The sequence below is a fragment of the Acetohalobium arabaticum DSM 5501 genome (assembly GCF_000144695.1).
Classification (GTDB): Bacteria; Bacillota; Halanaerobiia; order Halobacteroidales; family Acetohalobiaceae; genus Acetohalobium; species Acetohalobium arabaticum.
In genome coordinates, this window is the sequence record NC_014378.1 from 872,181 (window position 1) to 885,828 (window position 13,648).

At 33.4% G+C, this 13,648-nt stretch carries 13 protein-coding genes; 11 read left to right on the plus strand and 2 right to left on the minus strand.

The window, feature by feature from the left end:
* Position 1: 1 nt before the first annotated feature.
* The 8 genes from acear_RS04295 to acear_RS04335 all read left to right on the plus strand — a co-directional run bounded on the left by acear_RS04295 (position 2) and on the right by acear_RS04335 (position 6,480).
* Positions 2–511 (plus strand): DUF3231 family protein, encoded by a 510-nt coding sequence (locus acear_RS04295; RefSeq protein ID WP_013277788.1) that lies wholly within the window; start codon positions 2–4, stop codon positions 509–511.
* 125 nt (positions 512–636) lie between these two features.
* On the plus strand, positions 637–852 hold the full coding sequence (locus tag acear_RS04300) for a hypothetical protein (protein WP_013277789.1): 216 nt from the start codon (positions 637–639) through the stop codon (positions 850–852).
* A gap of 207 nt (positions 853–1,059) precedes the next feature.
* Entirely contained in the window at positions 1,060–1,578 is a 519-nt protein-coding gene (locus tag acear_RS04305) for a DUF2383 domain-containing protein (protein ID WP_013277790.1), read from the plus strand.
* A 138-nt stretch (positions 1,579–1,716) separates the two neighbouring features.
* Positions 1,717–1,971 (plus strand): hypothetical protein, encoded by a 255-nt coding sequence (locus acear_RS04310; RefSeq protein WP_013277791.1) that lies wholly within the window; start codon positions 1,717–1,719, stop codon positions 1,969–1,971.
* Between the two features lie 186 nt (positions 1,972–2,157).
* Positions 2,158–3,459 carry an RNA-guided endonuclease InsQ/TnpB family protein gene (locus tag acear_RS04315; protein ID WP_013277792.1) on the plus strand — a complete coding sequence of 434 codons (1,302 nt, stop codon included), beginning with the start codon at positions 2,158–2,160 and terminating at the stop codon, positions 3,457–3,459.
* A 259-nt stretch (positions 3,460–3,718) separates the two neighbouring features.
* Positions 3,719–4,795, plus strand: coding sequence for a glycerol dehydrogenase (locus acear_RS04320; RefSeq protein WP_013277793.1), 1,077 nt, complete (start codon positions 3,719–3,721; stop codon positions 4,793–4,795).
* A gap of 849 nt (positions 4,796–5,644) precedes the next feature.
* Positions 5,645–6,178 (plus strand): nitroreductase family protein, encoded by a 534-nt coding sequence (locus acear_RS04330; protein WP_013277794.1) that lies wholly within the window; start codon positions 5,645–5,647, stop codon positions 6,176–6,178.
* 68 nt (positions 6,179–6,246) lie between these two features.
* On the plus strand, positions 6,247–6,480 hold the full coding sequence (locus tag acear_RS04335) for a hypothetical protein (protein ID WP_013277795.1): 234 nt from the start codon (positions 6,247–6,249) through the stop codon (positions 6,478–6,480).
* A gap of 398 nt (positions 6,481–6,878) precedes the next feature.
* On the opposite strand, the gene acear_RS04340 is transcribed toward acear_RS04335, so the two are convergent.
* Positions 6,879–8,255, minus strand: coding sequence for a L,D-transpeptidase (locus acear_RS04340; protein ID WP_013277796.1), 1,377 nt, complete (start codon positions 8,253–8,255; stop codon positions 6,879–6,881).
* Between the two features lie 169 nt (positions 8,256–8,424).
* Positions 8,425–8,880, minus strand: a complete 456-nt coding sequence (locus acear_RS04345; RefSeq protein WP_083771332.1) for an RNA-guided endonuclease TnpB family protein — start codon at positions 8,878–8,880, stop codon at positions 8,425–8,427.
* A gap of 608 nt (positions 8,881–9,488) precedes the next feature.
* Here acear_RS04345 and acear_RS04350 point away from each other — a divergent pair.
* The 3 genes from acear_RS04350 (at position 9,489) to cas10d (ending at position 13,632) form a co-directional block, all read left to right on the plus strand.
* Positions 9,489–9,725, plus strand: coding sequence for a site-specific integrase (locus acear_RS04350; protein WP_148217670.1), 237 nt, complete (start codon positions 9,489–9,491; stop codon positions 9,723–9,725).
* A gap of 188 nt (positions 9,726–9,913) precedes the next feature.
* On the plus strand, positions 9,914–10,864 hold the full coding sequence (locus acear_RS04355) for a helix-turn-helix transcriptional regulator (RefSeq protein ID WP_013277797.1): 951 nt from the start codon (positions 9,914–9,916) through the stop codon (positions 10,862–10,864).
* 11 nt (positions 10,865–10,875) lie between these two features.
* A complete protein-coding gene (gene cas10d / locus acear_RS04360) occupies positions 10,876–13,632 on the plus strand; it encodes a type I-D CRISPR-associated protein Cas10d/Csc3 (RefSeq protein WP_013277798.1) in 2,757 nt (918 codons plus the stop codon).
* The last annotated feature ends 16 nt before the right edge of the window (positions 13,633–13,648 follow it).

Consider the following 13,648-nt stretch of genomic DNA (forward strand, 5'->3'; position numbering starts at 1 on the left):
TATGAATATAAATTTCTTCGATAAACTGTTCAAAAATTTGAAATCAGAAAAAGAACAAATATCATCTAACGAAACATTCCATATCTGGAACAGTTTAAGAGTTAGGTATATTAGCACAGAAACTTATAATTTATATAAAAATTTTATCCATGATAAAGACTTAGAAATACTTATTAATGAGCATTTAGAACAGTTTAACCAAGAGATTGAACAGTTAGAAAATTTAACAAACAACTATCAAATTAAAGCTCCAGACCGACCTGCTGAAGATATTAATACTACAAAACAGTTAGATCAAATAACAGATAGATATATATTTAGAAAAATATATGCTGATTTAATTTCAGAACTACATTATTTAATTCGACCTGTTACAGAAAGTATCTCTAATGATAATGTTAGAGATTTCTTTTCAAATATGTTATTTAATCATTTAGATATGTTAGATGAATTTTATAAATATGGTAAATTAAAAGGCTGGACAACAATGCAGCCAAAACATTATAGTTAAAAAGAAGGTTGTGGCTATGGCTCTGGCAACATCTTATAATGAATCGGCTGAAAAATATGGAATTAGTAAATCAAGCATATCTAGATGGGTTAAAAATACCGAAATGAAATAGAACAAATAAATTATTGACCTTTGCTGAAAAAGCAGCGGATGAAGCTAGCCAAACCATTAATGAAGGTAAGTCAGAAGATGAGTATAATAGTAAATGGCTTAAAGCTGTAGTTGGAGCTATGGATTACTTAGTTAAGAATGCTCAATTATTAGGCGGGGCAACTAATAGGGAAGAACAGACAGAGCAGGTGACTCAACGTGAAGAATACGACTTTATACGATATTTATGATCAATTCATTAAGGATCAGGTAAAGAAAGATATTACCGTTAGAAAAGCTGTTTAGACTGGATTATCAGAGTTAGCAATTAACGTATCTTTATGGTTTATAGATGAATGCGGTTATCAAAAAAAATATAAAATGAATAAAATAAGATAGGCTTAGGGAAAATAATTAACAGAATTAAAAATAGTCTAAAAAACTTGAGGAGGACAATTATGCAGGATAATAATCAACAGCAGGAAACAGCAGCCGGGGAATCTGCTCCAAATCAGGTTGAAAATAATAAAGAAGTGGTAGTTACTTTAAATAAGGTGTTAAAAGGTGAACATATGGCTATAGATACTTATGATCAGTATCTTGATCGGATTGATGACTCCCAGACTAAGGATTTACTACAGCAGTTTAAAGAGGATCATCAAAAGCATGCTTCTAAGTTGGCTCAAAGAATAGAGGATTTAGGAGCTGATCCGCAAGAAAACAGTGGATTATCGGGATTAGTTTCTAAGACAATGATGGAAATCGGTGACTTATTGGGGATGGAGCCGTCTGAAGAAGAGGCAGTCAATAAGATTTATCAGGGAGAAGATATGGGAATTAATTTGGTGGAAGAGAATTTAATAGAGAAACTGGATAAAAAAAGTAAAGATTTAGTTTCTGAAGTTTTACAGACTGATAAACAGCATTTAGAACAGTTTAAGCAGTTTTCGGATCAAAATTTGGAGTCGCAGCAGTAGATTTAAATTATAAAATAAAGAGTTTACAGCAGTTAGTATATTAGCTAGTTTTCCGGGCAGGCAGTTGGCCGGGAGTTTTTTATGCAATTATTTGTTAATATTATCCAACGATTAAGATAAAATGGTGGGGATAATATCTTGGAAGATGAAGAACTATTTGCAGATCCAATAATACTTGGTGCAGTTGCTGGAGTTATAGGTAATATACCTAAAACAATTTTAACAATTACTTTTTATTATTTTGGTTGGGTACGGTACACTTTTAGTCAATTAGCAGCTGGTTTATTTATGAAACAAGAAGTTTTGTCTAATCCTTTAGGACAAAAAGTAAAGAACCCACCCTTATTTATATGGGTGATGAATTTACTAACCTATTCTTTGATTCAATATTAAAGAATAGGTTATTTTTTACTTGTTTTTAAACCATATGTAATCGCTTTAACTTTTGATATGTTTGATATTAAAAGTAATATATGATATACTATATGTAAGAGGTGATAACAATTGAGCAACCAAAATAATTTAATTCATGCCAGAACATGTGTTTATAATGTTGGCTATCATAAGGAGGTGAGCTAATTGAAGTTAGCTAAATATTTTATTCATAAACCTAATCAAACCCAACAAATTGTATTAGGTTGTTTAGCTTATGCTAGTGCTAGGTTATATAATATCGGCAATTATCAACGTAAAAATTGGTCTAAAGATAGTGCTAAAAATTATCCTGATTGGTATAAACAAAAAAAGCAATTAAAAGAAAAATTTTGGTATAAAAATTTACCTTCTCAAACAGCACAGGAAACACTTAAAATTTTAGCTGATAACTGGGATAGTTTTTATCAAAGTAAAAAAGATTATCAAAATAATCCTGATAAATATACTGGTGAACCTAATCCACCTAATTATAAACCTAAAGACAGTAAATTTAACTTCCGTTATCTCAATAATGGTTTTAAAATTATTGATGGTAAGTTAAGATTATCTATTCCTAAACAGTTAAAAAAGTATCTAAAAGAGGAATACTCTATTACCAACAAATTCTTATGGATAAGAGTGCCTAATGAGCTGTTATCCAGTAATAGAGATGTTCTTAATTCAACTACTAGAATTGAGTTTAAACCTTTAAGCGATGATACTTATAAGGTAATCTTAACTTATAAAGTAGATACTCCTACTATTAAAGAAGATAACGGTAATTATTTAAGTATTGATCTAGGCATTAATAATCTAATGACTTGTTACAGTAATCAAAATCAGGAAAGCTTTATTATTGACGGTGGACAATATTTAGCTATTAATCGTTATTTTGATAAAAAAATCAAACATTATCAATCTATTTTGAATGGTCAGGGCAAAAAGACTTCTAAACGTATCCAAAATCTATATAAAAAGCGACGAAAACAATTATTTCACTTAATTCATAGTGCAACTAAAAAAGTAGTTAATTACTGTATTGAAAATAATATATCTAGAGTAATCGTTGGTGATATAAAAAATATTCGTGATGATGCTGACCTAGGTAAACAGAACAATCAAAAACTCCATAAACTACCTTTTGATATTATCTATCACCAGCTAGAGTATAAACTTAATTTACAAGGGATTACTTTAATCAAGAAGAGTGAAAAATATACCAGCCAATGCAGCCCTTACAGTAAAAAAGTAACTAAGAAATATGCTAATAAATCTAACCGAGTTAAAAGAGGGCTTTATATTGATAAAGATAACAATCAAGCTTTTAATGCCGACAGCATAGGTGCATTTAATATCTTACGCAAATACTTACAGCAGCGACGTAAAGGGCCAGATATTACTCTGCAGGTAAAAGGGTTATCAAATCCGGTTAAATATAACTGGAATAATCATCAATTTGCAGCTTAAAAGTACCTCCAAGTCCAGTATTAACTGGATAGGAGTATTGGTGTTGGACACGCCGATTGGGTAACTTGCTTGATATTACGGGTAACTCCCATAAAAGCAGGCGACCATGAAGCTCGGTATTTCAATGCCGAGTAGTTCACATAAAAAACTTAACTAAGTATCAATTTCCATTATTTTATAATTTAATTTAGTATTTAAATTGAGTAAAGGGGGAGAATATATTAGAGAAAATAATATAATTATGAAAGGGGATAATGATATGACGAGAATCTTAATTTCACCAAATAAGTATGTACAGGGTAAAGGAGTAATCAAAGAATTAGGTGAATATCTAGATGATTTTGGAGAGAAAGTACTAGCATTATGTGATCCCGTTGTATTGGAGCTATTTACCGACAAAGTTAAAGAAGGACTGGCCAATAAAGATGTAAAATTGGAAGAGTTTAATGGTGAGGCTTCAAAAAAAGAGATTGATAGATTAAAAGAGATGGTTCAAAAGGAAAAGATTGAAGTTGTAGTAGGAATCGGAGGAGGAAAGACTTTAGATACAGCAAAGGCTGTTAGCTATTATGCTGGCTTACCAGTTGGAATTGTCCCGACTATTGCAGCCACCGATGCCCCCTGTAGTGCTTTATCTGTAATCTATACCGAGGATGGAGTCTTTGAAGAGTATCTATTCTTACCTTCGAATCCGGATTTAGTCTTGGTTGATACTAAGATAGTAGCCAAAGCACCGGTTAGATTTTTAGTATCCGGTATGGGCGATGCATTGGCCACTTATTTTGAAGCAGATGCCTGTAGTGTAACTAAGGCTCCAAATATACCAGGAGGTACTCAGACTATAACTGCTACTAATTTAGCCAAGCTCTGTTATGATACTTTAATTGAGTACGGTACGGCGGCTAAAGAAGCTGTAGAAGCAGAAGCAGTAACAGAAGCCGTAGAGAAGATCGTAGAAGCCAATACTTTATTAAGCGGTCTAGGATTTGAAAGCGGAGGATTGGCTGCAGCCCATGCTATCCATAACGGTTTTACAGTATTAGAAGAGACTCACAGCAAAACTCATGGTGAGAAGGTAGCTTATTCTACAATAGTACAGTTAGTAATGGAGGATAGACCGCCTGAATTAATAGAAGAGGTAATTAGATTCTGTAAAGAAGTAGGATTACCTACAACACTGGTCGATTTAGGTATTGAAGAAATAAATGAAGAAGATATATTAAAAGTAGCCGAGACAAGCTCTGTAGAGGATGAGACGATTCATAATATGCCGTTTGAAGTAGATGCTGAAATGGTCAAAGATGCTATTTTAGCTGTAGATAGATTAGGGAAATAATATCATATTGATATATTGTGTCACTTTCCATTTGCAGCTAATATAGTTTCTTTCATGATATTGCAGATTATAGTCAACAAATCTCTTACGCTTGCCATTCGTTCGACGTCCTGTCTCACTCATTCTCAAAAACTGACTCTCCACCATCCATGGTTCCGAGTCAGTTTTAAGAGTCGCTCCAGAGAAATGTTGACTATTTGTAATCCAAAATAAATTATCATGCACTTAGAGTAACTTCCATTGGTAATGATACCTTATTACAGATGGTCAATATGTGTCCAGAGCAACTCTTAAAAACAGTTTGGAGCCATGGAGGGTCCGCAGGATTATTAATCCTTGCTCCTAGCCTTGTAAATTAGAGAAATAATACTGTTTTTTTGCTTCATGAGTTTCTCCCATAGCCAGTATTGGTCTTTATGCTGGCTATGCGGAAAACTGTTTTTTGACAGTGAGCGAAACAGGACGTTGAGCGAACGACAAGCGGCGGATACATATTGACTATTTATAGCACAGAATTTTCATTAATCTGATTTTAAACGCTTCCTTAGATAATTTTGCACAATTTAGTTGATATCTTGCAAAAAGCGACTTTAAAGCAGCCCCAAAAGAGAAAATGGCTAACATATAAAGTAGGGTATTCAAACAGTAGCTCTAAGGTTAATTTATTGCTAATTAATCAGGGCTGATTTTCGGAGCGTTTGCAAGATATCAACTCTAAACTGCAACAATATATCAATATTCTTTTAAAATGAAGGATATATTGTGATTATCAGATTTATTAAAGTAATACCTTGGAAGGATTTCTCTTGTTGAAAAAGAAAATAAATCATAAATATGGAGGGGCTTATAGTGTTATCCTTACTTAAGAAGCGAAGAAGTATTAGAAAGTATCAGAACAGAGAAGTAGAGAATGAAAAGGTTGAGAAGTTGATTAAAGCAGCATTATTATCTCCATCCTCAAGAGGATTTGAGCCATGGGAATTCATCGTTGTTGATGATAAAGAGAGTTTAAATCAATTGGCTGATGCAAAAGAAGCTGGTTCTGCTTTTTTGGATGGAGCACCGGTAGGAATAGTTGTCTGTGCTGATCCTGAAGTAAGTGATGTCTGGATAGAAGATACATCAATTGCTTCGATTAATATTCAGTTGGCTGCGGAAGATTTGGGTTTAGGTTCTTGCTGGATTCAGATTAGGAATCGAAACCATAGTGCTGAAAAAACCTCCAGTGAGTATGTTAAGGAAGTATTGAGTATCCCCGATAATCTTGAAGTGGAGTCAATTATTGCTATTGGCTATGCCGATGAAGAGAAACCGCCCCATAAAGAAGATGATTTAAATTACCAGAAGATATTCCGTAATTCATATGGATCTAGTAGTTATTAGAAATAAAAAACTATGACCGCCTCATAATAATCTTTTTTAATCACAAACTATCTTTAGAGGTGGTTTTAATGAAGAATGAGCTAAATACAGATGATCTAGATTCAAGTAATGATGATGGTATTGACAGTATTAAAGAATTATGGGATGAACTTATGGATAATAATAAAACTGATGAAGAGTCTGGGTTTATTCCTGAGAATGAAGAAGAAGCAGAGAAGATGCTTGAAGAAATGAAAGAGTGCGGCTGTATAGATAGCACTAAAGAAATGAAGGAGAAGGCTAAACAAGAAAGACAAGATTAGCCGCTACTAGAGAATAACTTTTCAAGTCAGGACCACCATACAGCAGCCCTGGCTTGAAATTGATTCTTATAAGAAGAATAAGAAGAAGATTAGAAAGAATATAATTCCTAATCCAAGGAAGTTAATTTCAGTTTGATTGAGTTTAGCTGTATCTACCATTATTTGTTCCTCCTTTCTATCTATTTCTCACTAACAATATATGTACTTTGATATAATTATGTGATTTTTATATTAAATTTAATGAAATATGTTACTAAAAGTAGATATTTAAAATAAATGATAGTATACTAATTAAGCCAGATATTTAAATGCGATTTTAATATTTTATACTTTATCTAAAATGCCTCAAGAAAATTCCATCTGAATCTTTAGTTTGATTCAGGTGGAGATGAATTGTATTAATCTATAACTATCACTGCACCATTCTGGACATCCATCCAATTATAGATAAATTTTGCATGACTGGTAAAATTACGTACACACATACTGGAACGGGGGAAGGTGCCGATGGTATGAATATATTCTATTAGTCCAGGATCTATCTTTTCGCCATTTTCTTCTTCATAGGCTACCGGAACTCCATGAAGATAAGCTCCTCCGGAAAATCGTGTGGCAAAAGGTGCATAACCTGCAATATCCTCTGAACCTTTTTTTAAGTATTCAAAACGTTCCTTTTTTTCCAGTACTTTGTAAGCACCAGGGCTGGTTTCAAAGGAAAAATCTCCTGGCTTTCCTGTAGTAGCCAGTGTATATGAAACCAGATTAAGGCCGTCTTCAACAAGCTTAAAAGCAGCTTGATTCTGCTGCTCATTGTCTACTACAAGGACATGGTTTAACTGATTTAATTTAGCAGTAGAATCAATATACTGCTTTGGTATATAGAAATTTCCATCAAAAGTAGGAATATTAACATAATAGAAATCATCTGTTTCATTTAGGATTCTTACCAACATTCCATCTGGTGCATATCTATAGTTGGCATCGGTGCTGGCTTCTTTATAAGCCGGAGCACTGTGGTAAACTCTATATCCTTGTTCATCTACTGCAGAATCTCCTTTTTGGGGAGGAGCGCCATTTTGATTTTTGTAATTACTAATATAGTGTAGAGCTCCCTCTGCTACCTCTTGTCTTAAGTTATTGACGGCATTCTGCATTTTATCAAAACGAAATTTTCGGGTAAGACCGGTTGTAGAGTGTAGGTAACCTTCATAAATTTGATTATCCTTTTCGATTGCAACTCTGTACCATATATTAGAACCAGCCACTTCTTCTCCGTCAACTCTCTGCAGTAGGGATACCTTATCCAAATTTTCCACTCGGACTACAGTAGTAGTGGCAGGGTCCGGATTTTCTTTAATTTCAGCACCATTTTCTTCTGTTACTAGAAAATAATTATAGGAAATATCATAAGAAAAATACTGGAGTGCTCTATTAATAGTTTCCGGTAAGCGAGAATCATATTGATGAAGTACGGTATTTTTTCTTTTAGGATTAATCTTTTTTAGAACCTGTGTTGTTTTTTGGGAGTTGAGAGCTAAAACATCATTTTTTTCTTGTGATAGATTTTGAGTAATCCTGAAATCATCTTCGATATTAAATGCATTTATATTCTCTTCCACATTCTCTAACTCAGTTTTGGTTAGCCTATCTTCTTGGGCGTGATCTTCTGTTTGCTGTTTAGGAACTTCATCGGGAGACATATTTATGAAATAGGCATAACCTGATAGAGCAACAACTAATAGAAGTATAAAAATATAAGTAATTTTTCTATTCATAGTTATCTCCTTTCTTATGTTTATCTTTAATTTCTATAAAATAGTTTTTATTATTATAAGCTATCAACAATAATATCATACATAATAAGCACCTTATTTGAATTTGACCTACTCCCCGCCCGTTCCTATCGTCACGAACGAGGATTCTTATTGGGTATAATCCAACTTCCTAACCAATGTTACGGTGGAAACTAGCATTACAATTGGAGCAATCAAAGTTTCTATCACTTGGTTTGTGTTGATAACCGCATTTAGGACAGGTTTGACTGGTGTAGCTTTCATCTATAAATTTAACTTTAATACCTATTGATTTAGCTTGATATTTTATCATATCTGTCAATTGTCTAAATACCCACTGGTGCATTTTTTGATTATCTTTAGTGCCGAAGTTTATATTTTCCCTAATCCCTTTTATATCACCAACAACTATTGTAGAAACTTCTCTCTTTAGGCAAAAACTAATAAGATGGCTTGCGTATTTTTTCAACACATCCATAACTTTGTTTTTGCTTTTAGAGAGCAACTTCTTTTTAGCTCGGTTTAACTTTTTCCAACGGTTAGAGTATTTTTGGCACCTAGATATCTTTTCTTGCAGTTTAGCTAACTCTTTATTTCTAAATCGAATAAAAGAATTTAATTTTCAAACTCGGGGTATCATATAACAGTCTTGGTCTGAAATTGATTTTTGTTTTTTAAGAGGTATTTGTTCATTTAGATTTTTTCGTTGAAGTAATTTTTCGCCCATTTTATGCAGGAAATAATAGGATAGTATAGAATTAAATTACTAGAGATAAATTGCTGTTTCGAAAACCTCCGGGTGTTTCGTGCAAGAATCAGTTTTCGAAATAATTCCGGTGGTTTCGAAAGTATGAAGGTCTATGAAGCCCGTCAGCATAGGATTGGAATTTTCATTTTGGTGCGATTACAATGACTACTCCATTAAGTAGGAGACTGAAAGATCTGTAGTAATGACATGAAGCTTCATCAAGAATTGGATTACGATGACTACTCCGTAAGCTAGGAGACTGAAAGAATTTTGATGGCTAATCTCTCATTAAGAGGGGTTAGTCATTTTTTTATGAAAATTTAATTTTTTCATGCCTTTCAGGGGAGTGTAAATTTAATATATCAAAACACTAGAATGAATTAATAAAGCAAAACTATAGGGATTACTCGCTTTTTAGCATAGGAATTAACAGGGATTTAAAATTGGAGATATTTTGAGTTTAAGAGTTGAAGATGCAAAAAAACAAAACGCATATTGAAGTGATAGAGCAGAGAACAGGTAGGAATAAAAAACAGATAATTAATCCTCAGTTAAGAGAAGATATTGATAGCTACATTCAGGGTATGAAAGTTAGTGAGTATTTATTTCAGAGTAGGAAAGGAGATAATAAACCAATTAGTCGAGTACAAGCCTATAGAGTATTAAGAAAAGCAGTTGATAAGATAGGAATTGAAATGACTTAATAAAACAAGTAGCTAAGTAGCCTAAGAAGATAATATTTCTTTCCTAGGTTTTTATTTTTTTAAAAGGTATTTATTGGTGTTTTATTTAAATTATTATACTAAGCTAAGATTCGAAAAAATTAATACTTGTTGACAGACAGTTGTCAAAAGGTTGTGCTATACTATATTTGCGAAAGGAGATAGGCCAAGTGAAATATGATCGCTTATTGCGGTTGACTTCGCTGATAGACCATATAGCTTCGGCTCCAGGTAAAAACTTTCAATTTTATGCTGATAAGTTTGGGGTTGCAGCTAGAACTATTAGACGTGATGTTGACACTTTAGCCGAAGCTGGACTGCCAGTAGAAACTAGTGCAGGAATTAGATTTATTAATGATATTGAACTCCCTAATATTAACTTTACTTATAATGAAGCGTTTGCATTGATGATTGCATTATCTGAGCTGAAGAGATATACCCAATTTGATGGAGAGTTAGAGCAGGTAAAAGTCAAATTAGAAGAAGTATTTCCAGATAAATTGGCTGAAATAGCAAAGGAAATAGAGAAGCGAGTAGGGATTTATCCTAGCAGAACTGAGATAGCTACAGAAATTTCGGATAAGATGATGCCGATTATTTCTAGTTTGATTGATAATAGGAGGTTAGAAATAAAGTATTATTCTTTTAGCTCTGATGAGGTGAAGTGGCGGAAAGTCGATCCATACGGAGTATTCTTTCGGCGGCGTAGTTGGTATTTAGCTGCTTATTGTCATCTAGCAGATGAAGTTAGGACTTTTCGCTTTAGTAGAGTAAGAGAGTGGAATCATTTAAGGGAATATTTTGAGCTACCTGATGACTTTAATTTAGATGAGTATGTAACTGAGTCTTGGGAACTAATGAAGGGAGAACCAGCAGAGATAGAAGTGAAGTTTGCTTCTGATGTAGCACAATTAATTTTAGAAACTGAATTTAATAAAGATGAGGAAAAAGAATTACTGAAGGATGGTTCAGTGATTTATCGAGTTAAAGTTGAAGGGTGGCGAGAAATATTCTATTGGATTTTATCCTTTGGAGGTGATGCAGAAATTATAAAACCGGACTGGTTGAGGAGTAAGGCTGAAGATGAAGCAAAAAGAATGTTAAAACTATATAGTTCTTAGGAGGTGAGGTAATGTCCAGTATTTTAGAGTTAGTAGCCAGTGAAGAAGATAGCTTCTGGAATGACTACTTACAAGAAGTAGCTTTTAATGGTTTAACCCCTTATTATAAGATTCAGCAATGGGGGAATAGAGAAGGAACTACCTTAGGTGAACATGTTTTAACAGGCTGTATGTTGATCCAAGAGTTAAAAGATATTTGTAATTTAACTGAATTAGAAGAAAAGATTTGTTTGGCAGCTTATACCGTTCATGATATGAATAAGATAGAGCGATTTGCTAACAAAAATATTCCGCTAAAGAAAGCAACTCTTGAAGATATTTTAATAGAATTAGAGCGAGTTAATCTAGTCAAGATTTTTCCTGAAGCTAAAGAATATATAGATGATATAACCTTTTTAGTTAGAAATCATGCTGGTAAGTTTCATGCTATGGAGGGACTGTTAGCACCAAATAAACGAGATTTTCAATTAGGACAGGATAGACTAGAAGAGTTAGTTGAATTAATTAAAGGAGTAGATGTAGCCGATCTTTCAGATGAATTTAGTGAAGAATATCAAAAAGATAAATTCTTATCTAAAGTTAATATTATTGCTGATAAGCAGTATCAGTTAGTTAATCATCGTTTATCAGAACATCGAGGGATTTTGACTAATCTAATTCACAATGCTGTTAACCAGTATTTACAGGAAGAATATAATTATACACCAGTTTTTGTCTATCCTAAAGGAATCTATTATCTTACTGACGATCCAGTGAAGCTTACTCGGAATGAATTTGAAAAATTAGCTAAGCAAGTGGAAAAAGAGGTTAACAAGATAGTTAGGGGCAAATTTGCTGACTTTATAAGCTCTACTTCAACGGGAATTAAAATTGATGGGAAATGTTTAGACTTAAATGTACCATTTATAGATATGTTAGAAGTAGTTGATAATCGAATTCACAGTAAGGGGTATGGTAGTGATCGGCATACTAAAGTCTGGAAGAAAGTACTTGAAAATGTTGACGGTTTAGATCAAGACACTACTGAGGACTATAAAGAATTCTTTGCTGCCTTAACAGATACTCCTTTTGTAGAAGAAGAGTTTCATACAGCTGAATTGATTCGAGCCTACTATAATTTTCTGCGTCTTGATCACTTTAATTTAAATTCAGCTCAGGCCTGGAATAGGACTTACGAATTATTAGATGTTGATGAAGAAGTTCAATCTTACTTTGAATTATTGAGTGGTTTAGCTGCAATTTACTATCGTCCTTATCCATTAGCCAAGTATTTGATGGATAATGAAGATCTTAGTTATGATAAGCTATATCAATTAGTAAAAGAAAGAGGAACTGAGGTAGTAGATGAATTACAAGATGATGAAACAGATTCTTTATTTAAACGGTATATTTATCGTGTTTTAAGTATTGACCAGCAGAATTTTGTGGATCAAGAAGAATTTCAGGCTAATTTTGACTACTATTTAGATAAACCGCATAAACAGTGTTCGACTTGTGGATTGGATTATGAAGTAGATGACTGGATGGCAGGAGATGTGCCGGATAATATTAATGTTCAATTTTTCTCTAACCGATTAGCCGGCGGCGGAGGGGAGCCGAAACGTAATATCTGCAAAATCTGTAATAAGCAATTTGTGCTAGAAAAACTAAACTTTGTTGCTCATTCACAGACAGATACTTTTTACTTACACTTTTATCCTAAAGGATTTCATTCTGCTGTATTTCTTAATGCCTTCAGGCATACATTGGACAAGCTGCGGGGCGAGGATAATAGAGCAATTATGTTAAAGAATGATCAGATTATCATTGATCAATTGGATGAGAAAGTTGACCGTGATCTGCAGTTGAAATTTAGTGAAACTAACTCTAATGGGAATCCATTACCTCGCTATTCACAGGTAGTAGGTAATATCATTACTCTGCCTTTGAATTGTCCTGGTGATAATGATACCCAGCGGTTTATTTTTGCTCTACAGCAGATTCTAATCTGGATGAGATACTTTAATTTCAGAGCAATTTTATCAAGAACTCCGATTCCGCCTTTAGCTCATAATGAATTTGATCAACTTTACTTAGATAATCTACCTTTTAATCTAAAAGGAGTGATTGGTAAGCAGAATTTAGATCATGAAGAAGTGGAAGAGCTATGGGGTGATATTAAAGATTTCTATAATATCTCGAGCCAAGTGGATGAAGGGACAGATCGCAGAAAGGTTTATGCTAAGTTATTTAGAACAGCCAGTGACAATTTAATGGAACTTTTCTTTGTGCTGGATAGATTAATTATTCAGAAAGCAGATAGTGAAAGGGAAGAGTTGGCTATTTCTAGACGTGTTCTTGAGAAGTTAGAGAGTCTTATTTCTACTAAAGGAGGGGAAGAGATGGAATCAGCTGAAGTGATAGCTAAGTTAGGAGAATTGGCTGGTAAGTCGTATATTAAAGGCAAGACCTTTAAGCGTAATTCACTGCTGAAACCGATTGATATCATTTTTGATTTATTAGAGCGAAAGAGTGAGTATCTGGATTTAGAGACTGTATTTGCTACAGCTACACAGCAGATTTTTGATCATATCAAAAGAATTTCTCCTGATGATAGGCAGCCAGGAGAGACTAAGTACCAAAAGATTGAAGAGTTTGTTGCTACATTTAAAAAAGACTTACTAGAAGGCGTTTATCAAGGCAAGATTAATAATTTAATTGCTGACCAGAAGATTATAAAATCAGCTTATTTATTCTATTACCGGAAAGCTACTAAAACAGAGGAGTAAATCTTTAATGGGAGGT